Genomic DNA, 25,791 nt, shown 5'->3' with positions numbered 1-25,791 from the left:
GGGCGCCACATCCGGGGCGGGACATGCGGCCGGGCCCGTGATCCGGGATCTCGGCAGGGTCAGGCGGTCGATGATGCGCGGGTCTCCTCCTTGGCGATGGGCAGCGAGCGGCGGGCCTCCAGCGCCGCCAGTTCGTGATAGGCTCCGACGATGTGATAAAGGCTGCTGGTGCGCGCCGGCTCCCGGCGCGGCGCGCCGCCCTCCGCGAGGTTCTCCCACCAGCTGCCGCGCAGCGGATGCTGGAAAAAGCGCATCAGCCCCTGGCAGGCCTCGACCGCCTTCGCCTCGGTGAGGGTCGCATCGGCGCGCCGGGTCGCCAGCCGGGCCCGCAGCGCCCAGGCCTTGATCCGCTCGGTCTGCGGCCAGAGCCGGGCGGTCGGGTCCGCCATCGCCAGCGCCGGGTCGAGCAGGCTCGCGGCAAGCCCGTCGGCATTCAGCCCCCGCGCCTCGGCCAGATCGATCAGCCCAAGCCCCGCCCTCCGGGCCTCGGCCCGGTCGCGCAGCACGCCCCAGCGCAGCAGGAGCCAGCCCCATTCATATTGATGCCCCGGCTCGACCGCATTCTCGGCACCGGGCGCGATCTGCCAGTCGCCGTCGAAAAGCTCGCGCAGCGCGCCGGTCGCGGGGTCGAGGAAGCGCGCCAGGCAAAGTCCGGCGATCTCGTCTGCCAGCGCCTCGAAACGGGGGTCGCAGGGCCCGGTCGCCAGCCATTCGAGACTGGCCTCGAAGAGATGCATATGCGGGTTTGACCGAAGCGGCAGGCGGCGCGGCATGGCCTCCTCGAAGCCCATCTCGGGATGCCGCCAGCCGGCTTCGAGCCGGGTCAGGATCTGCGCCGCCAGCGCGCAGGCCCCGGCGCGGGGCAGCACCGCCTCGGGCGCGGCCGCCAGCGCGAAAAGACAGAAGGCGATGTCATAGAGATCATACCCCTCCGGCCCGCCCGCCAGCGGCACGATCCGCCCGTCGGGCCGGATATGGGCGCCAAGCAGCATGTCGCGGGCATGCCCGGCCAGCCCCGGGCCGACAGTGTCACCGAGCCCGAGCCCCGCAAGCCGCGAGAAGGCGTAAAGCTGGCGCGCGGCGACGCGGGCCCGGCGCGGCATCGCGACCGGGTGCCCGTCGGGCGCGATGCGTTCGTGAAAGCCCCCGGCCGGGTCGCGCACCGCCTGCGCCTGAAACGGCAGCGCCCGTGTCTCGATCCAGTCGCGGAAGGCGGCCAGCGGCGCCGCCACGGGGGCCGAGCCTACCTCGAACGGCACCGCGGAGCGCGCCGACCCGGAGGCAGGGGTCTCGGTCGGCGGGGTCATGGGGCGCCTCCTCGGCTCTGCAGCACCTGCTCGACCAGCAGGTCGAGATTGCCGCCGGTGAACAGGATGCCGTCGAGCCCGGCCGCCGCCGCCGCCCGCATGTCGCTGTCCTTGTCGCCGATCATCGCGCTGCGGGACCAGTCGACCGGCCAGCGCGCCTTCAGTTCCAGGAGCATGCCGGGGCCGGGCTTGCGCCGGTCCGAACGCACGGCGAGCGCGGGCACGGTGCCGTCGGGATGGGTCGGACAGTGGCGCTCGTCATCGATATGGGCGCCCGCCGCGGCGAGGTCGCGATACATCTGCGCGCGCAGCGCCAGATAGTCAGCCTCGCTGTAATAGCCCTTGGCGATGCCCGCCTGGTTGGTGGCGACGAAGGCGTACCAGCCGGCCTCGTTGACCCGGCGCACGGCGGCGATGGCGCCTTCGGTCCAGTCGAGCCGGTCGGGATGCCCGACATGGCCGTGGTCGAGATTGAGCACCCCGTCGCGGTCGAAGACGATGGCCGGACGCCGCCTTTGGGCCGGAACGAGGCTCTGCGCCGCCTCGAAATCCCCGGGCACGCCGATATCGAGGAAGAACCCCGCCCGCTCGATCCCGGCCAGCCGCCCGTCGGCGGCAAGCCGCGGCAGTACCTCGGCCTCGAGCGAACCGTCCTCGACCAGGTGATCGACGATCCCGCGCGAGAAGCAATAGACGCCGCCATTGATCAGCACAGGACCGGTCTTGGCGCCCCTCCCGGCACCGCGCGGCTCGAAGGCGCGCAGCAGCCCGTCCTCGAGCCTGACGGTGCCGTAGCGGTCCGCCTCCGGCACCCGGCGCAGCGCCAGCGCGCCCAAAAGCCCCGGACGGGCGGCCTGCGCGGCGGCCAGATCGGCCAGCAGGATGTCGAACCAGCTGTCGCCGTTCAGCATCAGGAACCGGTCCTCCAGCCGGTCGCGGGCCTGCCAGAGCGCCCCCGAGGTCCCCGCCGGCCGAGCCTCGCGCGCGACCTCTATCCCGACCGGGCGGGGCAGGCGGCGGGGCAGGTCGCGGGCGAAGTCCTCGATCCGGTCGGCCTCGAAGGCCGCCAGCAGCAGCACCCGTTCGATCCCCTGCCGCGCCAGCTCGGCGATCAGCACCGACAGGAAGGGCGTATCGCCGACCGGCAGAAGGGGCTTGGGGCACTGCGCGGTCAGCGGCCCGAGCCGGGTGCCGAGCCCGCCACAGAGGATCGCCGCCTGACGCGGCAAGGGGGCGGTCAGCGTCGGCATGGCATCTGCCAGCTCTGGCAGCCGGCCCTGGTGAAGACGACCGGATCGGCATCGCCGCCGATCTCGCGCAAGGCCGCGATCAGGCCATGGCGGCGCGGCGGATCGACGAGGAAGAACATGAACCCGCCGCCGCCCGCGCCCGAAACCTTGCCCGCCTCGGCGCCATGGGCCAGCGCATGGGCGAACATCTCTTCGATATGAGGCGAGGAGACGGTCTTGGCGGTCGCCTTCTTGGCAATCCAGGAATGGTTCAGGATCTCCGCCAGCCCGTCGAAATCGCCGGTCATCAGCGACCGCTTCATCTCGATGCTGTCGGATTTCAGGCTGTGCATCGCCTCGACCGCGGCCCGGTCCGATTTCTGCACGCTGGCGGTCTGACGCTCGATGATGTCGGCGGAATGGCGCGACACCCCCGAAAAGCAGGTCACCAGACGGCTTTCCAGCTCGTTGAGGATATCGCGCGGAATGCGCAGCGGGTTCACGATCACCCGGTCGCCCGCCAGGAACTCGATGAAGTTCACCCCGCCGAAGGCCGCGGCATACTGGTCCTGCTTGCCGCCCGCGAGACCCAGATCGATGCGTTCTATCTCATAGGCCAGATGCGCCACGTCATACTGGCCGAGCGGGGCTGAAAGATGGGCGCGGAAGGCATCGACCAGCACCACCACCAGCGCCGAGGAGGACCCGAGCCCCGACCCCGCGGGCGCCTCGACATTGGTCTGGATCGTGGCGCCGAAGCGGCGGCCGTCGTTGAACTCGGCCACCATCCGTTCATAGACCGCGCGATGGAGCGCAAGCCGCGCCCCGGACAGATCGTCGTCGCGGTCGAAGCTTTCCGAAAGCCCAAGATCGTTGGCGATGAAGGCGATGCGGCCATCGGCGCGGGCCTCGATCGAGGCGAAGGCGAAGCGGTTGATCGTGGCGTTCAGGACCGCCCCGCCATAGAGGTCGCAATAGGGCGACAGGTCGGTGCCACCGCCGGCGAGACCGAGGCGCAGCGGGGCACGGGCACGGGTGGTCAGGGGGGGATCGGACAAGGGCCGGCCTCCTGGCAAACGGCGAAAAGCGGATGGGCGCGCAGGGCCGGGAAGCCCTCGAGCGCGGCGAGGATCCCGGTCAGGTCGGCGGCGAATCCGGGGCTTTCGAAGGGCAGCGTTCCGGTCGCGACATCGGCCAGCCGGACCTCGCCCACCAGCCCTTCGAGCGCCGCGTTATAGTTGCGCCCGGCGCGCAGCTGCGCCTGCCGCCCGGGCTCGATCCGCCAGGGCGCGCGGAAGTCGGACCGGGCGGCGGCCAGCGGTTCGAGCGCACGGGCAAGCCGCAGCGAATGCAGCCCCGCGCCATTTGCCATCAGCTTGAAGCCGAGCAGGCTTCCGCCCAGCCGGGGATTCTCGCTCTGGAACCGGTCGCCGCCGAAATCGGGCAGACCGGCGGTGGCCAGGAAATCCTGCACCACGTCGCCCTCGGCCAGCAGGGTGCGGTCGTAAAGCCGCCAGTTGCAGCGATTGGCGAATTCCTCCCACCGCGCGACGAAGCGCCCGAGCTGCGGGTCGAAGCCCCGCTCGAACTCGAAGAAGCCCGCGTAAAGCCCGACCTTCTTGACCTCCTGGGCATAGGCGCTGAGCGCATAGTCGAGATATTCGCGCAGGTAGCAGACCGCCTCGACGTAATGATCGCGGCAGAGCGCGCGGAGCGCCGCGAAATCGCCGCAGTTCTGGAACGCCTCGCTGCTCAGCACCAGGGTATGTCCGCCCTCGGCCGCCGCGGCCAGCCGCGCCCGCCAGCCATCGGCGGCCTCGGCGCGGCGCCGGGCCTCCGCCACGGGGCCGGTCCCGCAATCCAGCGCGATCCGGTGGTGGGCGGCACGGTCGGCGGGCTCGGCATCGGGCCGCTCGTCACCGCCGAGATCGGGCACGACGATGCCCTCGGCGGCATAGGCCGCGCGGTGGTCGGCCAGATAGCGCTGCACCGCCGAGGTGCCGGTCTTGTGCCGCCCGATATGGAGGATCAGGCGCCGGATCATGCCGGTTTCCGGAACCACATCATGGTGCGCTTCATGCCGGTTCCGGCAAGCGCGCCGACCTCGAAACTGTCGACCTCCCGGCCCTCGGTACAGCCGAACTCGGCGAACAGGTAACGGATCGTCTCGGGGCTCAGCGCCCAGTAATTGTGGTTGCCCTTGGCGTGCCAGTTCATGAACTTGCAGTCGAACTTGTCGGCGCCCTCGTAGGACGTCGTCTCCAGCAGCACCTCGCCGCCGGGCTTCAGCGACCGGCAGGTGTTCTTCACCGCGCTCCAGACATCGTGCAGGTGGTAGAGAAGGCCGCAATGCAGGATGACGTCATAGGTTTCGGGGGCGACGAAGCTGTTGGCATCCGCGACCCAGAAATTGCAGGGCGCGCCGCAGAATTCGGCGATGGCCGAGGTCCGGTCGACCGCAACCTGGTAGGCCTCGATCCCGTCGACCTGGCAGCCCAGGTATTTCGCCATGAAGATGGATTGGTAGCCCTCGTTGAACCCCAGATCGAGCACCCGCTTGCCGGCGAAACGGGACAGGTCGATCCGGGCGTGGAACCGGCGCAGCTTGGCCAGGCAGCGCGGATTGGGCACGTGCTCGGAGCGCGGGAAGCTTTCGGTCGTGACCCCGTTCGAAAACCGGTAGACCGACCGCCAGGGCGCGTGGCGGGTGCAGAAGGCCTCGGTCTCCTCGACCGAACGGTCCGTCTCGATGAAGAGCACGTCGTCCTTCAGCCGCGCCGTCATCTCGTCCGCAAGGGTGTCTGCCAGATCTGTCATCTCATCCAATGCTCCAAAAGGCGCCGTTGCGGCGGTGGGGAAAGATCAGCGGTAGCGGTCGTAAAGCGCGTAATCCGAGGCGTTGGCCATCACCGTGCGGGCCAGCAGATCGGCCGGAAGCGAGCGTTCGAGCGCGGCCAGTTCCTCTCGCCAGTTCCCGATCTTCTTGGTCTGGTTGGCCGCCGCGCCGGACAGCCGGAAGCCGGGCATGTGGCGCACCACCTTCGCCTCGATCCGGGCGGCCGAGGCCTCGAAATCCTCGACGATGCCGACGCCGGTCAACGCGTTCACCTCGTCGAGCCGCTCGGCGGCGACGCGGATATCGCCGATATGGCGGGGATGATCGTTGGTGAAGGGGCTGTGCCCGCCATCTTCCGTCCTCGACAGAACGCAGGTCTGGTAGTTCTTGCCGTTGGGCATATGGAGGAACGCCTCCAGCCATTCCGGAAAGTCCACCTTTTGCGCCAGTCTGCCGGCGGGCGTATGCTTGTGGGCCTCCGAAATCGCCTCGAAGCGGTAGACCGAGGCCAGCCGCAACAGCGGATGGCGCAGGAACACGATCGGCAGGGCGGTGAAATCGGGACATCTGTGCACGGTCGGAACGAAGTTGTGACAGGAAAAGCAGCGCATGCCGGGATGGGCGCGCAGGACCTGGCGGACCAGCGCCGCGTTGAAGGCGGGCGCCTTGCGAAACCCGCGATGCTTGTCCAGTTCGATGAAATTGGCGGCGCCGACCGCCGCGCGGTTCGCCAGATCGACGCTGCTGCCCGCATTCTTGTAGACATGGTAATGGACCAGGATCACGGGCTTGGTCACCGCGCGCTCGCCCCGCCCCGACAAGATATGCTGGCTGTCATTCGGGCTCACCTCGGCATCTCCCCGGCAACCATCTGCCCGCGTTCCAAGGCCGCGATCAGCGGGTGGTTGGCGACAGCTTCGAATTGCGCGAATTCCCGCAGGATCGTTTTCATGTCCTGCTCCAGGCAGGTCGGGTCGAACACCCTGTTCCCGGCCTCGAAATCGAATTCCGAAATGTCGCCGAACATGTCCCTCAAGGTCCGATTGCAGGAATTATTGACCCGCAACCGTTTCTGCGTTGCAAGGTCCATATGAAACGGCCCACGGAACCGGGGATATTCCATCGCCAGCGCATTCATCGGCGCCCCGAGAGCGTTCGCGTGCAGCCCCAGCATGTTCAAAATAAACTTGAAACCCAGAAGATTTCCCGAGATCGACATATTTGAATCGAGCTCGACCCGGGATGGCTCCAGCGGAAGTCCCGCAATGGTGACGAAATCCGCGATCACATTGCCGTCGACCAACCTCGCGCGATCGTAAAGCCGCCATTCGGAACGTCGCGCGATATGTTTCCAGGGCGCGATGAATTGCGGCAGGTAAAACCCGAAATTCTGCTCGAAGAAAATGAAATCGGTGGCCATGCCCGACCCCTTGATTTCCTGGGCATAGGCGCTGGCCACATAGGAAAGATACTCTCGCAGATAGCAGATCGTCTCGATTTCAAAACCGTCCAGAAACTCGGCAAGAAGGTCCAGATGCTCGACATTCTGGAACCCTTCGCTGCTGAGGATCACGGTGTGGGCGTCCCTGACTTCATCGAGAAAAGCCGGGCGCAAGGCCTGCAACCTCTGGCGCACGACATCGCGCGGTCCGATGAGACTGCGGGCAAGACCATGATGCGCGGACTGGTCTTCGCGGGATTGCCCCGGCGACTGGTTGCGTCCCGACAGCGGATAGCAGAAACCGGCCTTCGTCAGATCGGCGCGCCGGCTTTCAAGGAAAAGCTGAAGCCCGGTCGTCCCGGTCTTGTGCCGGCCAATATGCAGGATAACGCGTCGGGTCATTCTCATCTCACACGTCCGAAAGCGAAGCCTTTTTCAGCTCAGGCGAAGCATCGTTCAGCAGATCGAAATCCGGCTCGGCATAGGGAAAGACCTTGTCCCTGTAGCTCCAGTTGAAATAATCCGGGACCGCTCCGGCATAGCTGCCCGGCACCCAATAATCCGACAGCTTTTGAAAATCCTCCCGGAACAATTCATCGAAGATATCGGACTGGTAAGCGGCACTGAATTCGCGGGTCCAGAGCTTCTGTGCGTCCATGCAGGAAGCCGCGACTTCGGGATCCATGTCGCTTATGATCTCATGTCCGCGCTCATTGCAGATATAGAACTGACCCGCCGACAGATATGCCTCGCGACCTTTCCTGTTGCGAATGCAGATGTCATGATCCTGCGAATAATAATATCTTGGATGCCCCTTGGATTTGGAAAACTTCGGGATTTCCGAACCGCGGCGCGTGTTCGGCACATGAAAGCCGGTCCGGTCGAGAACGAAATCGTAAAAACGATCGAACGATGCCGCGTCCTCCTCGAGGAAAAAGAACATGACATTGTCCTTGCCGAAGCTATCGACATAAAGACCCACGATGTCCGACAAGAGGCAACCGACCAACTGGTCGGAGCGGACGGCCTGATCGAAAGTCCTCCGATAGGGATCCGACAGGCAGCGCTGTTCCGCCGAATACCTTTCTTTCCCGAATCTTGCATAGGGATGAAGAAAATGGCGGTAGGCAGAGATACTGCGTGCCACGGGCTCCCTGATGGGGAAAATCACGAACGGATTGTCGACGCTATTCCGGATTCTCTCGACAACACTTCTTTGCCAGGAAGGCGCGGTGACTGTCGTGTAGCGTGGGCTGAATTCGAACCTCAGGGCATCGGCATCATCCCCGTCGACGTCAAAATTTCTTTCATAGGGGAAATCACGATCTTTCGCGAAGAAGGAATACTCCTTTCCTTCGCGCGGCCCGTAGCACCCCTTTATGTTCGCAAACATGAAATGCAATAATGACGTTCCCGATCTCCCCGGCCCGGGGCATATCAATGCAGACTTCATCTCGTTGCGCTCCTGTTGCTTCCTACCGCACCAGCCGGACCGCGCCCTCGGCAACGCGGCCGCGCCAGTAGTCGAGCAGGTCCAGCATCGTGGTCTCGAACGGAATTTCCGGCGCCCAGCCGGTATGGGCGCGGAACTTGGCGGTGTCGGGCACCTGCAGGTCGGCATCGATCGGACGCAGGCGCTCGGGATCGGTCTCGACCCGGATGCTGTCGCGCGCCGAAGAGAGCCCGATCAGGTGATCCAGCATCTCGCGGATGGTGCAGCTATGCGCGCCGCCGATATTGTAATAGGCGGCGGGCTGGGGTTTCACCGTCACCAGCAGGTAATAGGCCCGCACCGCGTCGCGGACATCGGCGAAGGTGCGCAGACTGTCGAGATTGCCGACCCTGATCACCGGCGGGATGGCATTGGCCTCGATCAGCGCGATCTGCTTGGCAAAGGAGGATTCCGCGAAGACATCGCCCCGGCGCGGGCCGGTATGGGTGAACATCCGCGTGGTCATCACGGTCATGCCATAGGCTTCGCCATAAAAGCGGCCGATGAGATCGGTGCCCACCTTCGAGATCGCGTAGGGCGAGGCCGGGTGGAAGGTGCATTCCTCGTCGATGGGCAGCTTCTCGCGCGGGACCCGGCCGAAGACCTCGGAAGAGGCGCAGACATGGATGACGGCCCCGGGCACCGTCCGCTTGATCGCCTCGAGCAGGCGCGAGGTGCCCTCGACATTGGTGTCATAGGTCTCGAGCGGCGCCTCGAAGGAGGTCCTGGGATAGGATTGCGCGGCCAGGTGGAAGACGTAATCGGGCCGCGCCTCCTCGACCGCGTGCAGCAACGACAGGGAATCGCGCAGGTCGCCATGGACCAGCCGCAGCCGGTCGCGCTGATTGATGCGGTCGGTCAGGTGGGCGATATTGTCCATCGGGCTGCGCCAGCGGGCCATGCCGATGATGTCCCAGTCGGTCTCGGCCAGCAGGAAATCGGTCAGGTGAGAGCCGACCATCCCGGTGATCCCGGTTATCAGCGCGCGCTTGGGCATTCAGGGCAACCTCATCTCGACTGGTTCCGGAACGGCAGGGGCGGCGGCGAGCATCCAGCTCAGGGTGTCTTCCAGATCATGGCGCGGCACATGGCCGAGGCTTCGGGCCCGCGCGCTGTCGCAGGCCTGGAAGCGCATGTCGCCCTTGCGGATGAAGCGGTCGTCGCGACGGATCTCGGGGGCGTGGCCGGTGATCCGGGTCAGGGTCTCGAGGATCTCGGCAATGGCCGTGGCGCGGCCGCTGGAGACATTGATCGCATCGAGGCTGCGCGCCGGGGCGTCGAGCGCGCGGGCGAGAATGTCGGCGGCATCGCGGATATCGACGAAATCGCGGGTGATGGCGGTATCGCCCATCGCGATCTCGGGAGCGCGTTCGGCGAAGGCCCGGACCAGTTTCGGCACCAGATAGCGCGGGTTCTGCCCCGCCCCCATGCAGTTCGAGGGCCGCGCGATCGTGACGTCGAGCCGGTCGCGATACCAGCCCGCGAAGACCTCGGCCAAAAGCTTGGAGGCACCGTAATGATTTGGCGGCTGCTTCGGGTCGTCCTCGCGCTGGGGCGCGGGCCCGCTATCGCCATAGACGCTGGTGGCGCTGACCAGCAGGAACCGGCCCGGCAGCCCGGCCGTCGCGGCCGCCTGCAACAGCCGCTCGGTCAGGAAGGCATTGGTCTCGTAGAAGGCGCGGGCATCGCCGCCCGCGGGGTTCGATTCCGCGGCCAGATGCACGATGTCGGTGACGCCATGGCGGGCGAGACAGGCGGCCAGCGCCTCGGGATCCGAGAAATCGGCGGCGGCACGTCCCATCGGCAGGATCTGCCAGCCCCGCGCCGACAGGACCGGCATGAGATGGCCGCCGACGAAGCCGCCGGGACCGGTCACGCCGCAGAGCCGTTTGCCGCCGCCCGCGCTCATCTGGGCTTCTCGGCCACGAAAAGGGCCTGACCGGGGCCGAAATAGCCGAATTCGCGCGACCAGTAATGGTAGAGGAAGGGCCGCCGGAACCCGGCCTCGCGCAGCATGTCCATCACGTCCCAGCCGAAATACCGGAAGCACAGCGCGCCGCCCTTCTCATCGACCGGATTGCCGTGGATCTCGGCCGGCAGGTGATGGACGATCTGGCCGTCGGGCGCGAGCTCGGCGCGGATCGTGCTGGGATAGCGGTCAAGATGGGCAGGCACGCTGAAGATCAGGCTGCCGCCCGGTTCGAGCACCCGGAACGCCTCGGCAAAGGCGCGCTCGGGATGCGGCACATGTTCGAGCACGTCGAAGCTGAGCAGGTAGTCGAAGCTTTCGGACTGGAAGCTCAGCGCCTCGAAATTCTCGTTCCTGACGCCGTCGAACATGGCGCCCTTCGGCACGCGGTTGCCGAAATACTCGCTGCCGGTCAGCCGCGAGAACCGGCCGGACAGCAGAGTGTAAAGCGCGGTCTTCTGTTCGGTGATGTAGATCCGGCTGTCCGGCGCCGGGTCGAATTCCTGCAGGAACAGGTGAACCGAGGCGCGCACCCGGTTCGGCAGGCCGCAGGACCGGCAGGCGATATGCTCGCGCCAGTTCGGGATCGGGTTGCCCTCGCCATCGGTCGCACAGCTGTACATGAAGCTGGTCACCATCGGATGGCGACCGCCGCAGACGGCGCAATAGCAGGTGAACTCGAACGCCTCGCGGCGGCCCTTCGGCGTCAGAGCCGCCTCGGTCGCGCGTTGGCTCTCGATCTCGCGGGCCTCGGCGCTCAGGTAGCCGAGATACTGCTCCAGGCTGAAGGCCTGCCGCGCGAACAGGAAGGAGTCGGGCCGTCTCCAGGCGGGCGCCCCGCCACCGCCGGGCGTATGCGCGTTGCTGTCCCCCGCGCCGTTCCAGAAGAAGGCATAGGGCAACTGCCTGAGCCGCCGGTTCTCGGGCGCGGTCAGCCTTGCGCGGTAGCGCCGGACCAGCGGCCCGTAGCCGAACGAGTTCGAGACGTAGAACATGCCGCTATGGCGCGACAACTGCTCGACATCCTCGAGGATGATGCCGCTGTAATGCACGAAGCGGAGCGGCTGGCCGTTGCATTGCAGGGCGGTGTCGGGGCCGTGGATGCGGCGTTCGTGCAGGTTCCAGTAGGCGACATTGTAGCCCGGATGGCGCAGCACATGGACACCGTCGAGAAAGGCCGGCAGCAGATCCATCCATTTCTGGTCGACGAAGATGCCCTGCGGCAGATCGATGATGCACTGGTCGACCATCCGCCGCGCCCACCAGCGGACCACATCGGCCACCGCCTCGGTCGCACGAAGCGCGATGAAGCCGAGATTGTAGATCCCGTAGCGCAGGAAATGATCATCCGCGAACTCGGCGCGTTCGGCCGGTTTCAGGACATGCGGCGTCAGCACCGCGGACGCGCCCGCATCGAGCGCCTCGGCAACCTCGACCAGCGGGCTGAAAAGCTCGATATCGGGGTCGAGATAGACCACATGGGGGGACTGCTCCGCCGCCCCCGCCTCCGTCCCCGCCCCCGTCTCCGGGCCCCGGGCGAATTCCCTGAGGAAGCAGTAGGGTTTGATCGCGGTACAGAGCTCGGTGATGTTGTAGGTCCGGATCATCCGCTCGAGCGCGGGAATGCCCAGCGCCTCCAGCGGCTCGATATCCATCCCCAGCGCCTCGGCATCGTAGCCCATGTCACGATCGCAGAGATAGACGGTGAAATCCGCGCCGGGATGGGCGCGACGCACGCTGTCGCAGAGGATTTGCGCCCCCGGCAGGAAGTTGCGGGCGCAGATCGTGAAGAAGCGCAGCGCGGACCGGTTTTCCGGGACGACGCGAAGATACGGAGCGATCATGGTCCCGTCATTCATGCCGGGACCCCGTCGAGCAGCGCGTTCAGTTTCGCCGCGACCGCGCGGCGCGAATAGCGGGCCTCGCAGAAATCGTATCCGGCGCGGCTCATTCGGGTCCAGCGCATCTCATCTCCGTGAAGGCGGATCACGGCCTCGGCAAAGGCCTCGGGGGTGTCGGCGACGAGGATGTCGCGACCGGCCTGCAATCCCATGCCCTCGGCCGCCAGCGAGGTGGCGACGCAGGGCACGCCATGGGCGAGGCTGGTGCCGATCTTGCCCTTGATGCCCGCCCCGTAGCGCAGCGGCGCCAGGGTCAGCCGCACCTTTTCGAGGGCCGCGCCCAGATCGGGCACGAAGCCCAGCGCCTCGACCCCTTCGGGCAAGCGGTCACGCAACCGATCGGGGAAATGCGGTCCGACGATCTGCAGCACCATGTCGGGATCGCGAGCCCGGATCGGCGCCCAGAGCTCATCGAGAATGTACTCGACCGCGTCGACATTGGGATAATGCGCGAAACCGCCGATGAACATCAGCCCCCGGCGCTGGCTGTATCTGGCCTTGGGCGGGCTGAACTCGTTGACCATCGGGATCAGGTGCAGATTGGCATGGCCGAGCGTCGGCGAAAGCTCGGTCATCTCGGCCTCGGACAACAGGATCGTCGCATCGCAACGCTGAATGATGTCGCGTTCGCGGGCGAAGGTGGCCTGGGCCGAGAACTCGCGCGCGGGGCTTCCGGCGATCCGGGCCTCGCGCAGCTCGCGCAGGCCATGCAGATCGACGGTGTTGAAGATCAGCCGCGCCTGCGGAAACCGGGCGCGGGTCTGCTCGACCAGTTCGCCGCCGGCATAGATCCGGGTCAGCAGGAAGGAGAGCCGGTCATATCCCGCGGCGGCGATATGTTCGCAGGCCTGGGTATAGTTGCGCACCACCGGATCGGTCAGGCAGACCACGCCGCGCGCCGCCAGCGCCAGCGCGTAGGGGTTGTTCCAGTTCCGCTGGGCGGTGCTGTAGAACACCACCTCGGCGCCGCGTTCGAGGAAGATGTCGATAAAATTCGACGCGGTCACCGAACCGGCATCCTGATCGGGCATCGGCGGCACGCTGTCGACGAACACCACGGCTTCGACCGGCCCGGGATCGTTCGGCAACACGCCGTCATCGGCTTTCGCCGACTTCAGCGGCTGGTAGGGTTCGTCTTCGGACAGGGCCAGGGCGCAGCCCTGCGCAGCGAAGACCGGCTGACCGAGCCGTGCCAGCGGGGCCGCGAGCCGAAGGATGGCCTCGGTCATGCGCGGCCCGTCGCGACGCCCGACATGGGCCGCGGCATCGCGCAGCGCCGCGACCCGGGCCAGGCCGAAGCACGGATCGAGCATGGCCGAGGGCCTCAGCCGGAACTGGTAGGGATCGAGGAAATGGGCGTCGCGCCCCAGCGCCGCAAGACCGGCCTCACCCGCCCGCTCCCGGAACCCGGAACGCCAGAGCCGACCGTCGCGCCGCACCAGCGAGGCCCCGACATGGGCAAGCACGGGATCCTGCTGCAAGGCCGCCTCGAGAAAATGCCAGGCCGAAATCGCGGGCGAGAATGCGGCGTCCCAAAGCCCCACGAATTCGGAATCGAGCCCCTTCAGCACGGCTTTCAAATCGGCCAGCGCAGCGTCGCCGGTGAGGCTCCAGTGGCGCAGCCGGTCGCGCCCCTTGCCGCGCCGCCGCCCGGCATTCCGGCTCAGCACATGGACCGCGCCGGTGGTCAGGGCCAGCGCCTGCTGGATGCGATCGGCCGGCACCTCGCCCGGACCGTCGCGAAACAGCACGAGCGGAAAGCTCACCGGGCCGGGCGCCATCCCGTAGGGAAAGCCGCGCCCCATCAGCTTGTCCGGCAGGGCCGAGAGATTGAGCCGCCGCAGCTGCGACGATGCGAGACAGTCGAGCGGCGTAAGCAGACCCGAGAATTCCAGCACCGGCATCTCGCCGGAAGAACCGCCCGCGATCCCCTGGTCATGCGAGATGACACGGCCCTCGGCGCGTCCGTAAAGAACCCAGTGGTAAAAGGGGTTCATCCCGGCATCGCGCACATCGGGATTGATTATCAGATAGCTTGTCCCGTCGAAATCTGGCCGCGGATTGCGCCCCTCGCGGGCACCGTAGCGCACATAATGCGCAAGCGGGTCGACACCGGCATCCGCCACATCCGAATAATGGGAAAGATACCAGTCGGCATCGAATTCGGACGCGATCGCGCGCATGATCTTGGAATTGTGAGGAGATGCAGCGAAACGGCCGAATAATGAAACCATGGTCGATCCCTTGCGGGCTATCGCCGTATAATTCGCCCCTCGGTCAAAGGCTTACTCGAAAAACATGGAACTGAAATCGCGCGCGAGGGCGACACATACAGGAAAACCCGGAACAAATGCCCGTAACTTAACTTTCCCATTCTTTAATATTCCTACACGTTTTCTCGCCCCGTTTCAACCAAAACGCGAAAACCACTTACCCTGTGCGGATAATTGCCAGCGGCGCATCGGAAAAATCCCGGGAGGTGCGCCTGCAAAATCCCGGGAGTTGCACCCGGGCCTGTCATCGGCTACCGCAGGACGACTGCTGAACGAAGACGGGCTGCCATGGCGACCTCACGGCTCGCGGCGATGCGGCGGGTACTCAGGACATTTTTCTGGATGCGGATGTGCGGACGCCGGACGGGCTTCGCGCTGCGGTTTGACCATGTTCGCCCGGGACAGCTCGACATACGGGCAGCGGACGGCGTCATCCGGATCGCGGCAACGGCTGCGCGCGCCGCACGGATCGGCTCCGAGGCCGCAACGGTGCTGCTGGCCCCCGACGAGGAAGGCAGGATCAGGCACGATCTTCCGGGCATGCGTTTCCTGCTCTGGCACGATATCCCAACTGGCCGGGAAATCCGTGTGCCACTTTACCGGGCACATGACTACGTTCTCGGCAGCCTGCGCACCGGCTTCAGCCTCACCCTGTTCCCGTTTCGGCACGGTGCCGATCTCATCGGCTATTTCCTCAAGGGCGACAGTGCCGCCGGCGACCGGCTGGAACGCGCGCTGCTGCCGCAGCTCGCCGCAGCCGACCACCCGCCCGACGCCGCGACCGGCCTGTTCGGCGCCGGCCCCATGCCGCCGCTGACCGAGCCCGTCGACATCATTCTGCCGGTCTATGACGCGGCCGATGTGCTGGCGCTCTGCCTTGAACGGATCGCCGCCAACACGCCCGAGCCGCATCGGCTGATCCTGATCGACGACGCCTCTCCCGACCCGCAGGTGCGGCCGCTGCTGGAAGACGTCCTCCGCCGCCATCCGCAGGCCCGGCTGCTGGTCAATCCGCAGAATCTGGGCTTCATCGGCACCGTCAATCGCGGCCTCGCCGAAGCGCGCGGCCATGTCGTCCTGCTCAACAGCGACGCGCTGGTGCCGCCGGGCTGGCTGACCCGCCTGATGGCGCCGATCCTCGACGACCCAGCGATCGCCTCGGTGACGCCCTTGTCGAACGATGCCGAGATCTTCGATGTTCCGGTCGAGTGCCGGGCGCGGCCGCTTGGCCCGGGCGAAGCCGAGGCCGCAGACCGTGCCGCGGCCCGGCTGAACTGGCGATCCGCGCTCTGCGACGCGCCGGTCGGCGTCGGGTTCTGCATGGCGATGGCCCGGCCCTGGCTCGAGCTTCTCCCCGATCTCGATACCGCCTTCGGCCGCGGCTATGGCGAAGAGGTCGACTGGTGCCGCAAGGCCGCGGCACTGGGCGCGCGCCATGTCTGCGCCGCGTATCTCTTCGTCGAGCACCGCTCGGGCAGCTCGTTCGGCGCCGAGAAGGCCGAACGGGTGCGTACCAACAACCGGCTGATCTCGAACCGCTATCCGGGCTACGACCTGATGGTGCAGCAATTCCGCGACAAGGACCCGCTGGTCGGACCGCGCCTCGCGGTCGGGATCGGGATGCTCGGCCAGGGCGCGCCGCTCCGGATCTATCTGGCGCACCGGCTGGGCGGCGGGTCCGAGTTCTGGCTGCAAACCCGCCTTGAAGAGGTCGTGACGCAAAACGGCGCGGCACTGGTGGTGCGCGACGCCCCCGACCCCGACCGGCTTCAGGTCGAGCTTTATTGCCGCGAGGGGGTCACGAGATGCCTGGTCGCGCCAGCCGATCTGGCCGCGATGCTGGCAGGCGCCGAGGCCCGCCATCTGGTCTATTCCAACCTCGTCGGCGCCGAGGATCCGCTGGGGCTGATCGACAGCGCGCTGTCCTGGCTCGCGCCCGACGACCGGCTGTCGGTGCTGTTCCACGACTTCCTGCCGCTTTGCCCCTCCTACACGCTGATCGGCAGCAAGGGGCGGTTCTGCGGTCTGCCCGGCCGCGAGGCCTGTCAGGCCTGCTATGCCCGGCTCGCCGTCACATCCGGCAAGCGCCCGGCCGCCATCGACACCTGGCGGGCCGGATGGCGCAAGGTGATGGACCGCGCCGACGAGCTGATCGCCTTCTCCGAGGACAGCCGCGCCCAGCTTGCCCGGGTCTGGCCCGATCTCGCCGGGCGGATCGAGCTGCAGCCGCACCGCCCGGAGCATCTGCCGCGCCGGATCGTCCCGCCGCCGGAGGGTCCGTTGACCGTCGGCGTGCTGGGCTCGATCGGCCACAACAAGGGCGCGGGCATTCTGCACGATCTGGCCCGGCATGCCGCACCCGATCTCGGGATCGTGGTCATCGGCAGGATCGACCCGGCCTTCGCCCATCACCGCATCCGCGTGCATGGCGCCTATCGCCGCGAAGAGATCGCCGATCTGGCCGAGCATTACCGCATCCGCTGCTGGCTGATCCCGTCGATCTGGCCCGAGACCTTCTGCTTTGCCGTGCATGAAACGCTGGCGACGGGGCTGCCGGTCTTCGTCTACGACATCGGAGCGCAGGCCGGTGCGGCGGCGGCGGCGATCAACGGCCATCTTCTGCCGCTGGGCTGCGAGGGCGCGGCGCTCGACCGCCACCTGCGGCGGCATCTGGGCGCCGGCGTCACGCTGCCGCCCGCGCTTCCGGCCTGAGCGCGCCAGTCGGCCCGTACGAGTTCAGCCTGTATCTTTAACGAGGAGAAAAATGAGCAGCATCACTGTTTCCATAGGCAACTTGACGCGGAAAGGCGTCGAAGTCCTCCCGCGGGGCGACTCCGCGAAACTCCGGATGCCACGCCGCACCCGGCTCGAGGCGCCCTGCAGCCTGAAATGGACGCAATACGAGTTCTCGCTCGAACTCGGCGCCTTCTCCTATCAGGTCTCGGGCTATTGCTTCGGCGCGCGGATCGGGCGCTATTGCTCCTTCGGCGAGGAGGTGCAGATCGGCCGTCAGGACCACCCGCTGACCTGGGCCTCGACCAGCCCGATGTTCTATCTGCATGACCGGGTGTTCGATCTCGGCAACGGTTTCGCCGGCGCGAAGGAGTATCACGACTACCGCTTCGCCAATGGCAAGCCCCCGACCAGGGCCAAGATCACCACCATCGGCAACGATGTCTGGATCGGCCATGGCGCGATGATCCGGGCCGGGGTGACCATCGGCGACGGCGCCATGGTGGCCGCGCGTTCGGTCGTGGTGCGCGACGTGCCGCCCTATGCGGTGGTGGCGGGAAACCCTGCCGAGATCAAGAAGTTCCGCCTGCCGCCGGACCAGATCGAGATGATGCAGCGCGCACGGTGGTGGCGCTTTGCCCCCTGGCAGCTGACCCATCTCGACGCGACCGATCCCGCGGCCTTTGCCGAGGGCGCGCTGCAGATGACCGACACGCCCGAGTTCCGGCCCGACGTGATCGACCTCGGGACCGGCGCGCCATGAGCCCGATCGTCTTCCTGCATATTCCGAAGACGGCGGGTCAGGGCATCCATGCCGCGCTCGAGACGCTGGTCGGCGATCCCGGGCGCGTCTCGCCGGTCCGGGTGCATACCCAATGCCGGGCCGGATCGCAGATGCCGCCGGGTTACGATCTCTATTCCGGCCATATCGACTGGACCGAGCTCGACACCCTGCCGCCCGACCGCTTCGCCTTCACGGTGCTGCGCGACCCGCGCGAACGGATCGCCTCGTTCTACTTCTTCCTGCTGAAGGAGGCGCGGGCGCTGTCGCCCGAGGCTCTGGCGCGTCCCGAGAATACCGGCAAGCGCGCGGTGCTCGAGCTTTCGGCCGATGACTATTTCTTCGGGGGCACGCCCGGCTGGCAGACCTTCGTGCGCGATCATTACGACAATTTCTACACCACCTATCTGGCGACGCGGCGGATGCGGGGACGGCAGCGGCTGCGCGGGCTGAGCGAGGCCGAGCGACTGGACCGGGCCCGGCAGGGCGCGGCGACGCTGCAGGGGATCTACGAGGTCGACCGCCTGCAACGGCTGGAACAGGATCTGTCGGCGCGGTTCGGCAGGCCGGTGGCGCTGGCCGGACGGGTCGTGAATGCCGGCGAGCATGTCCGGGGCGAGCGGCGCTGGCCCAAGCTTCTCGCCCGGTTCGAAAGCGATGCCTCGGCCGCCCGGCTCGCCGAATTCACGTCCCTCGACGACGCGCTGATGGCAGACCTGCTCTCCTCCGACGGGTCTTGATCGGTCGGCCCCGGCCGAAGACACTGCCTTCCGTCCGGGGCCGGAACGGTCGCCCCGGGCCTGCAAAGCGCGGAAGGCCGAACCGATGCAGGACGAGCTTGCGGAAATCATCCAGAGGGTCAGAGTGCTCGAGGCCTCGGGGGCGTCCGGACCCGCGCTCGAACTGCTGGCCCATGCGCTGACGCGGCGCCCGGACGACCTGTCATTGCGGCTTCGGCAGGGCGTGTTGCTGCGCGAGGCCGGGCGGGTCGAAGACAGCCTGACGCATCTGCGCGGGCTGGCCGCCGAGGCGCCGCGGGCGCTCTGGGTCGGGATCGAGCTGGCCGCCAGCCTGCGCCGGGCCGGACGCCACGCAGAGGCCGGCGAAACCCTTCAGGAACTGCTGAAGGCCGATCCGCACCAGCGGCAGGCCCTCGTCGCCCGGATCGAGGCCGCGGCGCAGGAACTGCGCTACGATCTCGCCCTCGAGGCGACCGAGGCGGCGCTGGCAGCCTTGCCCGGCGATCTGCCGCTGCGGCTGCGCCAGGCCCGGCTGATGCTGCAGCGGGGCCATGTCCTGGCCGCCCGCGACCGGCTAGAGGCGCTCGCCGCCCAGCGCCCCGGAGACCCCGAAACAGACCTCGCACGGGCGCAGAGCCTGCTTGACGAAGCCCCCGAAGAAGCGCTGCAGCTGAGCGAGGTGGTGATCGCGCGCGCGCCCGACCGCGCCGGCGCCTGGCCATTGCGGATCGCGGCGGCCCGCATGCTCTGGCGCTTCGACGCCGCCGAAAGCTGGGGGGCGGAGGCCGCCGACCGCTTTCCCGGCCGGATCGGGATCACACAGGCCCGCTTCGCCACGAGGCTGGCGCTGGACGGCCCCGAAGCCGCGCTCGCCCTCCTGCCCGACGCCCCGCTGGCGCCGGCGCTTCTGATCGCGCGGGGCAATGGGTTGCTGCGCCTGGGCCGTCCCGAAGAGGCCGATGCCGCCTTCGCCGCCGCGCTCGAAACCGGAGGGCTCCTGCCCGCGGCGGCCGGCGGCCGGATCGCCGCGGCGCAGGAACTGGACCGGGTCGAACCGGTCCGCCGCGACCTTTACGGCCTCGTCGCCCGGCTTTGCGCGGCGGGCCATCGCAACGCGGACCGCATCCGTGCCGAAATCGAGGCCCAGATCGGCGACTGGCCGCGCACCGAACGGATCTGCGCCCGCCTGCTCGACCGCCAGGGCGCGGATACATCGCTGCTTCACCTGCGGGCGCGTGCCAGTCTCGCGCTTGGCCGGACCGCTCAGGCCGAAACCTCGCTGAGGCAGCTGCTGACGCTCGATCCGGCGCATTGCCGGGGGAACGAGCTGATGGACACGCTCTGTCTGGCCTCGGGCAGACCCGAAGACTATCTTGCGCGGCGCCTGAAGCAGCAGGCGCATCCCGACAGCGCCCGCGCGCGAAGCGATGTCGAGCTTATCCGCGACCTCGACCTGACCGGCCGACATGACGCGGCCCGAAAGCTGCTGGACGCCACGTTGCGCATCGCGCGCGGCACGCCGAACCTCTTTCTGGCGAATGAACTGACGGCGCGGGGTCGCCCCGAAGACGCGACCGCGATCCTTCCCCGCGTCGTGCGCAGTCGCCGGAACATGATCGGCGCCCCCGACCGGGCGACCACCGGGGCCGCCCAGCTGGCGCGGCTGTTCGATTTCGAAACCGGCCCGCCGCTCGCCCCCTCCGTTATCCCGCCCTCCGGCCCGCTGGCCTGGCACCTGGCCCGCGACAGATCGCACGGACAGCTCGAATGGACCCGGCGGGCCGAGCGGGCAGGCGCGGTCTGGCGCTGGCTGGCCGCCGCCCCGGCCGATGCCGCCGCGCTGGAGCCCTGGCTGCGGGACGGCGAGATCGACAGGCTGCGCGCCCTGCCCCGGCCCTGCATCCTCGCGGCCACCCATTTCGGGCCGCTGGTCTTCTCGATTCTGCACGAGCTGTACGACGACTTTCACTATTTGGGCGCGCGCTCGGCGGCGAACCCGGCCACCGACAACCTGGGTCGGCTGATCCCGGCGGCGTCCCACCCGAAACAGGCCGCGGCCGACGCCATGCGGGCGCTGCGCAAGGGCAGTATCGTGCTGATGACGCATGACATGCCCGGCCCCGCCATGCGCCGCGGGCCCGGGGGCGGCCTCGCGCGGGGGCGGCTTTTCGGCCAGCCCATCGGGCTTCTCGACACCATGCCCAAGCTGGCTGCCGGGCTGAAGCTGCCCAGCATCATGCTGCAGCCGCTCTGGCGCGACGGGCGCATCTCTTTCGACATCGCGCCGCTGCCCCGACCCGAGACCGGCGAGGACGGGCAGGCCTGGCTCGACCGCTGGGCCGCGGCCTATCTCGAGCGGATCGAGTGGATGATGCGCGGCGCGCCCGAGAACCAGAACCTTCAGGCGATGCTCTGGCGCTGGCTGCTGTTCACACCGCTGTCAGGCAAGCTCCGGGACACGCCCGCCGCAAAGGCCTCAACCGCGTAAAGGCCGGGCGTTCCGCCTCCGCCGCCCTGCCGAGCCCAGCCCGGGGTCATCGGCCTTCGAAGGGATCGGGACAGCGTTCCTCAGGGATCGCGGATGGGGAGCCTCGCGAGGGAGAACCGACGGTCCCTTGCAGAGCCGCAGCCGGGCTGATCCCCGTGTCTTCACTGCCGGGAGGCAAGCGGATCTGGCCCTGTCTTCACCGCCCTTTTGAGGACATCCCGGCCGCTCTCGACCGGCAACGAAGATCCACGCAGCGTAAGGGCTTGTTTTCCAGGCGGCCGACGGTCGGTCGCGATCTCAGGAACCGCGCAACCACGGCGTTTCGCTCACGGCAAGCAGCAGGCCCTCGGGGCTGAGAAAGCGCGTCACTCTCTGGCCCCAGGGCTCTTGCCTGTCGGCCACCAGAAGCTGACAGCCCCGCGCCAGCAGTCCTTCGGTGGCGACGGCGATATTCTCGACATCGAATTCCAGCCATGCCTGAGGCCTCGGCAGAGCGGCAGGCCGAGTGTCTCGACATAAAGCTCCCGGCTGCTCTCGGCATCCGTGGTGATCGGGCCGAACCCGGCGACGAAAAGCACCCCCAAGCCCTGCTTCCTGGTTCATGTCTGCCCCCCTTGTCCGGGCCCTGCCGGACCCTCCGCGGATATTCCGTTCGCTGCCCGAATATAGCACCCGGTTCCGGGAGGCCAAAGCCGGACACTCAGGGGCTTGAGGCGGGCCTCGGGCTTGCAGGACAGGGCAGAGCCGCGCGGTGGCCAGCTATTGGCCCATTCATGCCGGGCGGGACGCTCGGCGACCCGGCGGGCAATGGCCGTGACGGCCGGAACGGATCAGCCCGGTTCCGCCGGAACGCCTCGAAGATCCATGCCCAGAAGGTCGGACCAGAGCCGCTGCTGGCGACCGCAGGCATCCTCGGCGATCAGCGCAGAGCGGTTGCGGGCCGCGAGGGCGCGGGCCTCATCCGGCGCCTCGGCCAGCCGCTCGATCGCGGCGACCCAGGCGGCCGGGTCGGGCGGCACTGCCAGACAGCGGCCCGCCGCCGCAGCGGCGCGCCCCTCGGCCCAGGCCTCGGCGCCCAGCACCGCCGCACCGGTCATCGCATATTCGCCAAGCTTGCTGCCCGAGCGCGCCGCGTTGAAGTCCCGCGAGGCGAAATGCGGCACCAGCCCGATATCGGCCCGGGCGGTCCGCAGCCAGCCCAGATAGTCCTCCCAGCCCCGGGCGGGCAGGATATCCACCCGGGGATGGCTCCGGACCGGGGCGGGCAGGTCGAGATTGCCCGACACCGTCAGGCCCAGCGCGGTCCGCCGGTCGAGCAGCGCCAGAAGCGGCGCCCAGAGCGGGGCCGCGTCGCGGGCATGGCTGCGCCCCATGATCAGCGCGATCCGCCGCAGCGGCGCCGCTGGCCGCGGCACAGGCATCTCGGCCACGGGCCAGGCCGGCGCGGTCCCGATCACGGTCTTTCCGGGATGCCGGGCGCGCCACTGCGCGACCAGCGCCGGACTGGTCGCGACCACCGCCTCGGCCGCAGCGCCGCAGCGCAGGAGGGCGGGCAGCTCGAGCGCCGCGAGCTTGGCCCGATAGGCGCGCGGCAGGGCCCGGTCGCGAAGCCCCGCCGGGATGTCGTCATCGATCAGATAGATCAGACGGCGGTAGCGCGGCAGCAGGCCGAGCCCGGCGAGGTGGCGCATGACGATCAGGGCATCGCCCGCAAGAAACACCGTCGGCGCCAGCCGCCGGATCCGACCGGCCGCAATGGCCCCGGCAAGGGAAAAGCCCAGATAGAGATCGGCCGTCGGCGATTGCGGACCGGCAAGAAAGCGCGGCTGGCCGAAGACCGGCCCCCGGCTCACGACGCGATGGACTTGCGATAGGCGGCAAGCCCCTCGTCGAGATCCTCGAAGAACCAGCCCTCGCCATCCTGCAGGAACAGCGCCGAATTGCAGTATTCGCGCAACGTCGCCTCGGAATGCGACACCATGATCACCTGCACCCTGTCGAGCCGCTCGGCAAAGGTGCGCTGCGCCTTCTTGCGAAAGGCCGCGTCCCCGACCGCGGTGATCTCGTCGACCAGATAGCAGTCGAAATTGGTGGCGAGGCTGACCCCCAGCGCCAGCCGCGCCTTCATGCCCGAGGAATAGGTCTGCAGGCGGGCGTCGAAATAGGGCCCGAGATCGCAGAAGGCCTGCACCTCCTCGACCAGGTCATCGGTATCGGCGCCATAGATCCGCGCCACGAAGCGCGCATTCTGCCGCCCGGTCAGCGCCGGATGGAAGCCGCCGGAAAAGCCCATCGGCCAGCTTATTCGACCCAGCCGCCGGATCTCGCCGTGATCGGGCTGAAGCGTGCCCGCCACCATCCGCAGGAAGGTCGACTTGCCCGCGCCGTTGCGTCCGATGATCGCCACCCGGTATTTTTGCGGCAGATCGAGCGTCAGCCCGCTGAGAATACGGCGCCGCCCCCCGCCCGGCAGCCGGAAGGCCTTTTCCACGGCACGGAATTCGAGCATGGCTCAGCCCCGGTCGCGGATGTTGTAATAGACCAGCAGCACCGTGGCATAGGCAGCCAGCGAACAGATCAGCACCAGCAGGATCAGCAGCCAGCGCTGCGGATAGATGCTGTCCTCGGCCAGGGTCGGCGGGATATGCACGGCAAGATAGCGGCTGGTGCGGCGGGCCTCGGCCCGGGCCTGTTCTTCCGAGGCGAGCGCGGCGGTATAGGCCTGCTGCGCGAATTCGAGATCGACCAGCAGTTCCTCATAGGCGCCGATCACGTCGACCAGCGAGGTCGGGCCCGAGGTCGACTTGCCGATCCGGCGCCGTTCCTGGTCGATCTGGCTGCGCACCGCCTCGATCCGGCGGTCGATCCGCTTGACGCGCTGATCCTCCTGACCGGCGAAACCGGCGATGGTCTCGCGTTCGACCAGGGCGCTGGCAAGCTGCGATTCCAATGCCGCGATCACGCCCATCTGCGACTCGGCCACCTCGGTCGGGTCGATGATGTCGTTTTCCAGCCGGAACACCCGCACATTGCGGCGGATATCGCGCAGCATCGCCTCGGCTTCCTCGACATCCTCGAGCGCGAAGCGGATCGCATCCTGCCGGGCGATGCGGCTGAGATCGTCGACCATGAAGCCGCTTTCGGTCAGGATCTCCTGGGCGACGGCCTGGGCATCCTCGGGCGTGAAGGCCCGCACCTGCAGCGACAGCACGCCGGTCGAGGGATCGACCGCGACCTTCACCATGCGCCGCCAGTAATCGAGCTTGTCCTCGCGCGAGGCATCGTCCTCCAGCGAGAAGACCGGATCGTGCGAGGGCTTGCCGTAGATGCGGCGCAGGTCGAGCGAGGCATCGACCTTCTGGATCAGGGGCTGCGAACGGATGAAATCATAGAGGATCTGCGAATCCGACGAGGACGAGGACCCGACCTGGGTGAAGGCGCTGAGCGCCTCGAGCGGGTTCGAGAAATCCTCGGACCGGACCGAGAAGGCGGCCTCGGAATGGTACTGGTCAGCGGCGAAAAGCCACAGATAGGCGGCGGTCAGCAGGGTCGGCAGAACGACCGTGCCGAGAAATCCGAAGCGCATCACCCGATGACGGGTCTGCGCCCGGGTTTCCGCCTTGTCGGAAACCGCTCCGGTGACGCGAAGGCCACCATCGATGTTGGAAGATACTTGCACGGTACTGCCCAGCTACCGGAATCGTGCAGGCAATGGTAGATGAAAGCCATGACGACGCAACGCCAGAGTGAAAATCCTCTCGAGGAGGTCGCATGTCCCTGTTCCGCCCGCAGCCCCGCCCCGGCTGGCGCCTGCCCTCGCTGCGTGTCTTCGGAGCCTTGGTGATCCGCGAGATGATCACCCGCTATGGCCGGTCTCCGGGCGGCTATATCTGGGCGGTGCTGGAGCCCGCGGGCATGATCGCGATCCTGGCCCTGGCCTTCTCGCAATTCATCCACACGCCGCCCCTGGGCGAGAGCTTCATCCTGTTCTACGCGACCGGATATCTCCCGTTCCACGCCTATTCCGAGATCGCGGGCGGGGTCAGCAATTCGGTCACGGTGAACCGGCCGCTGATGCATTTCCCGATCGTGACGCCGCTCGACGCGGTACTGGCGCGGTTCTTCCTCTCGTTCCTGACCATCGTCATCGTCTGCGTGCTGGTCTTCTCGACCCTGCTCGTCATCACCGACGACCCGGTGCGGCTGCAACTGGGCCCGCTCTTCGCCGCCATCGGCTCGGCAGCGCTGCTGGGGCTGGGGGTCGGCACGCTGAATGCGGTGATCTTCGCCTTCGTGCCGCTCTGGCAACGGGTCTGGAGCATCATCAACCGGCCGCTCTTCATCCTGTCGGCGGTGTTCTTCACCTATGAGAGCCTGCCCAGGAACGCCCGCGAGATCCTGTTCTGGAACCCCATCGTGCATTGCGTCGGCGAGGCCCGGAAGGCGTTCTACCCGGTCTATGAGGGCAATTACGTCGTGCTCGGCTTTCCCCTCGGCGTCGCGGCCTTCTGCTTCCTGCTGGGCGGGTTCCTGCTGATGCGCAACCGCAGCGCGGTGATCGACGCCTGAGCGCGGCATCTCGGCCCAAACGGACCCCGAGC

The 25,791-nt window shown here is 67.6% G+C and carries 20 protein-coding genes; 5 read left to right on the top strand and 15 right to left on the bottom strand.

The features are described 5' to 3' along the window. Positions 1-59: 59 nt before the first annotated feature. The 12 genes from A6W98_RS05265 to A6W98_RS05210 form a co-directional block, all read right to left on the bottom strand. Positions 60-1,307, bottom strand: a complete 1,248-nt coding sequence (locus tag A6W98_RS05265) for an AGE family epimerase/isomerase (RefSeq protein WP_052677932.1) — start codon at positions 1,305-1,307, stop codon at positions 60-62. Next, the gene (locus A6W98_RS05260; RefSeq protein ID WP_042458756.1) at positions 1,304-2,557 is read right to left on the bottom strand and encodes an HAD-IIIA family hydrolase; all 1,254 of its coding nucleotides are present in this window, start codon (positions 2,555-2,557) and stop codon (positions 1,304-1,306) included. The genes A6W98_RS05265 and A6W98_RS05260 overlap by 4 nt, the downstream gene beginning before the upstream one ends. Then, the gene (locus tag A6W98_RS05255) at positions 2,545-3,594 is read right to left on the bottom strand and encodes a GHMP family kinase ATP-binding protein (protein ID WP_042458753.1); all 1,050 of its coding nucleotides are present in this window, start codon (positions 3,592-3,594) and stop codon (positions 2,545-2,547) included. The genes A6W98_RS05260 and A6W98_RS05255 overlap by 13 nt, the downstream gene beginning before the upstream one ends. Beyond that, positions 3,576-4,580, bottom strand: a complete 1,005-nt coding sequence (locus tag A6W98_RS05250) for a hypothetical protein (RefSeq protein ID WP_042458750.1) — start codon at positions 4,578-4,580, stop codon at positions 3,576-3,578. The genes A6W98_RS05255 and A6W98_RS05250 overlap by 19 nt, the downstream gene beginning before the upstream one ends. Then, entirely contained in the window at positions 4,577-5,353 is a 777-nt protein-coding gene (locus A6W98_RS05245) for a class I SAM-dependent methyltransferase (protein WP_042458747.1), read from the bottom strand. Before A6W98_RS05245 ends, A6W98_RS05250 begins: the two co-directional genes overlap by 4 nt. A 45-nt stretch (positions 5,354-5,398) precedes the next feature. Then, entirely contained in the window at positions 5,399-6,220 is an 822-nt protein-coding gene (locus A6W98_RS05240; protein ID WP_042458745.1) for a sulfotransferase family 2 domain-containing protein, read from the bottom strand. After that, positions 6,217-7,008, bottom strand: coding sequence for a hypothetical protein (locus tag A6W98_RS05235; protein WP_155734727.1), 792 nt, complete (start codon positions 7,006-7,008; stop codon positions 6,217-6,219). The genes A6W98_RS05240 and A6W98_RS05235 overlap by 4 nt, the downstream gene beginning before the upstream one ends. A gap of 214 nt (positions 7,009-7,222) precedes the next feature. Continuing rightward, complete coding sequence (locus A6W98_RS05230; RefSeq protein WP_155734726.1) at positions 7,223-8,266, bottom strand: hypothetical protein; 1,044 nt, start codon at positions 8,264-8,266, stop codon at positions 7,223-7,225. Between the two features lie 22 nt (positions 8,267-8,288). Continuing rightward, positions 8,289-9,302 (bottom strand): GDP-mannose 4,6-dehydratase, encoded by a 1,014-nt coding sequence (locus A6W98_RS05225; protein WP_042458735.1) that lies wholly within the window; start codon positions 9,300-9,302, stop codon positions 8,289-8,291. Beyond that, entirely contained in the window at positions 9,303-10,214 is a 912-nt protein-coding gene (locus A6W98_RS05220; protein WP_042458732.1) for an NAD-dependent epimerase/dehydratase family protein, read from the bottom strand. Continuing rightward, positions 10,211-12,133, bottom strand: coding sequence for a class I SAM-dependent methyltransferase (locus A6W98_RS05215; protein ID WP_052677931.1), 1,923 nt, complete (start codon positions 12,131-12,133; stop codon positions 10,211-10,213). The genes A6W98_RS05220 and A6W98_RS05215 overlap by 4 nt, the downstream gene beginning before the upstream one ends. After that, complete coding sequence (locus tag A6W98_RS05210) at positions 12,130-14,409, bottom strand: glycosyltransferase (protein WP_081251785.1); 2,280 nt, start codon at positions 14,407-14,409, stop codon at positions 12,130-12,132. The genes A6W98_RS05215 and A6W98_RS05210 overlap by 4 nt, the downstream gene beginning before the upstream one ends. 387 nt (positions 14,410-14,796) lie before the next feature. Between A6W98_RS05210 and A6W98_RS05205 the strand changes: the two genes are divergently transcribed. The 4 genes from A6W98_RS05205 to A6W98_RS05190 all read left to right on the top strand — a co-directional run bounded on the left by A6W98_RS05205 (position 14,797) and on the right by A6W98_RS05190 (position 21,190). Beyond that, positions 14,797-17,160, top strand: a complete 2,364-nt coding sequence (locus A6W98_RS05205) for a glycosyltransferase (protein WP_168161815.1) — start codon at positions 14,797-14,799, stop codon at positions 17,158-17,160. Positions 17,161-17,296: 136 nt separating this feature from the next. Continuing rightward, complete coding sequence (locus A6W98_RS22110) at positions 17,297-17,944, top strand: CatB-related O-acetyltransferase (protein WP_269202143.1); 648 nt, start codon at positions 17,297-17,299, stop codon at positions 17,942-17,944. Further along, positions 17,941-18,702 carry a sulfotransferase family 2 domain-containing protein gene (locus tag A6W98_RS05195; RefSeq protein ID WP_042458725.1) on the top strand — a complete coding sequence of 254 codons (762 nt, stop codon included), beginning with the start codon at positions 17,941-17,943 and terminating at the stop codon, positions 18,700-18,702. Before A6W98_RS22110 ends, A6W98_RS05195 begins: the two co-directional genes overlap by 4 nt. An 85-nt stretch (positions 18,703-18,787) precedes the next feature. Further along, positions 18,788-21,190: a hypothetical protein gene (locus A6W98_RS05190; protein WP_042458724.1), complete on the top strand. Its 2,403-nt coding sequence runs from the start codon at positions 18,788-18,790 to the stop codon at positions 21,188-21,190. Between the two features lie 830 nt (positions 21,191-22,020). Here the strand turns inward: A6W98_RS05190 and A6W98_RS05185 are convergent. Genes A6W98_RS05185 through A6W98_RS05175 form a run of 3 tightly spaced genes read right to left on the bottom strand, consistent with a single transcriptional unit; the run spans position 22,021 to position 24,776 of the window. Next, a complete protein-coding gene (locus A6W98_RS05185; protein WP_042458721.1) occupies positions 22,021-23,043 on the bottom strand; it encodes a glycosyltransferase family protein in 1,023 nt (340 codons plus the stop codon). Next, positions 23,040-23,699, bottom strand: coding sequence for an ABC transporter ATP-binding protein (locus A6W98_RS05180; protein ID WP_042458718.1), 660 nt, complete (start codon positions 23,697-23,699; stop codon positions 23,040-23,042). The genes A6W98_RS05185 and A6W98_RS05180 overlap by 4 nt, the downstream gene beginning before the upstream one ends. A gap of 3 nt (positions 23,700-23,702) precedes the next feature. Next, on the bottom strand, positions 23,703-24,776 hold the full coding sequence (locus A6W98_RS05175) for a KpsE/RkpR family capsule polysaccharide export protein (protein WP_042458716.1): 1,074 nt from the start codon (positions 24,774-24,776) through the stop codon (positions 23,703-23,705). Positions 24,777-24,961: 185 nt separating this feature from the next. On the opposite strand from A6W98_RS05175, the gene A6W98_RS05170 reads away from it, so the two are divergent. Beyond that, the gene (locus tag A6W98_RS05170; protein WP_042458713.1) at positions 24,962-25,759 is read left to right on the top strand and encodes an ABC transporter permease; all 798 of its coding nucleotides are present in this window, start codon (positions 24,962-24,964) and stop codon (positions 25,757-25,759) included. The last annotated feature ends 32 nt before the right edge of the window (positions 25,760-25,791 follow it).

Origin of the sequence: Rhodovulum sulfidophilum DSM 1374, assembly GCF_001633165.1 — a bacterium.
GTDB classification, from domain to species: Bacteria; Pseudomonadota; Alphaproteobacteria; order Rhodobacterales; family Rhodobacteraceae; genus Rhodovulum; species Rhodovulum sulfidophilum.
Note: the sequence above shows the minus strand (reverse complement) of the source record. Positions and strands in the feature narration are given on the sequence as shown.

Bases quoted from the DNA above. Each gene is read 5' to 3' on its own strand.
- A6W98_RS05250 (WP_042458750.1), bottom strand. From the start codon at position 4,580: ATGATCCGGCGCCTGATCCTCCATATCGGGCGGCACAAGACCGGCACC.
- A6W98_RS05190 (WP_042458724.1), top strand. From the start codon at position 18,788: ATGCAGGACGAGCTTGCGGAAATCATCCAGAGGGTCAGAGTGCTCGAG.
- A6W98_RS05265 (WP_052677932.1), bottom strand. From the start codon at position 1,307: ATGACCCCGCCGACCGAGACCCCTGCCTCCGGGTCGGCGCGCTCCGCG.
- A6W98_RS05225 (WP_042458735.1), bottom strand. From the start codon at position 9,302: ATGCCCAAGCGCGCGCTGATAACCGGGATCACCGGGATGGTCGGCTCT.
- A6W98_RS05215 (WP_052677931.1), bottom strand. From the start codon at position 12,133: ATGAATGACGGGACCATGATCGCTCCGTATCTTCGCGTCGTCCCGGAA.
- A6W98_RS05195 (WP_042458725.1), top strand. From the start codon at position 17,941: ATGAGCCCGATCGTCTTCCTGCATATTCCGAAGACGGCGGGTCAGGGC.
- A6W98_RS05260 (WP_042458756.1), bottom strand. From the start codon at position 2,557: ATGCCGACGCTGACCGCCCCCTTGCCGCGTCAGGCGGCGATCCTCTGT.
- A6W98_RS05175 (WP_042458716.1), bottom strand. From the start codon at position 24,776: ATGCGCTTCGGATTTCTCGGCACGGTCGTTCTGCCGACCCTGCTGACC.
- A6W98_RS05180 (WP_042458718.1), bottom strand. From the start codon at position 23,699: ATGCTCGAATTCCGTGCCGTGGAAAAGGCCTTCCGGCTGCCGGGCGGG.
- A6W98_RS05245 (WP_042458747.1), bottom strand. From the start codon at position 5,353: ATGACAGATCTGGCAGACACCCTTGCGGACGAGATGACGGCGCGGCTG.
- A6W98_RS05170 (WP_042458713.1), top strand. From the start codon at position 24,962: ATGTCCCTGTTCCGCCCGCAGCCCCGCCCCGGCTGGCGCCTGCCCTCG.
- A6W98_RS05230 (WP_155734726.1), bottom strand. From the start codon at position 8,266: ATGAAGTCTGCATTGATATGCCCCGGGCCGGGGAGATCGGGAACGTCA.
- A6W98_RS05205 (WP_168161815.1), top strand. From the start codon at position 14,797: ATGTGCGGACGCCGGACGGGCTTCGCGCTGCGGTTTGACCATGTTCGC.
- A6W98_RS05210 (WP_081251785.1), bottom strand. From the start codon at position 14,409: ATGGTTTCATTATTCGGCCGTTTCGCTGCATCTCCTCACAATTCCAAG.
- A6W98_RS22110 (WP_269202143.1), top strand. From the start codon at position 17,297: ATGCCACGCCGCACCCGGCTCGAGGCGCCCTGCAGCCTGAAATGGACG.
- A6W98_RS05220 (WP_042458732.1), bottom strand. From the start codon at position 10,214: ATGAGCGCGGGCGGCGGCAAACGGCTCTGCGGCGTGACCGGTCCCGGC.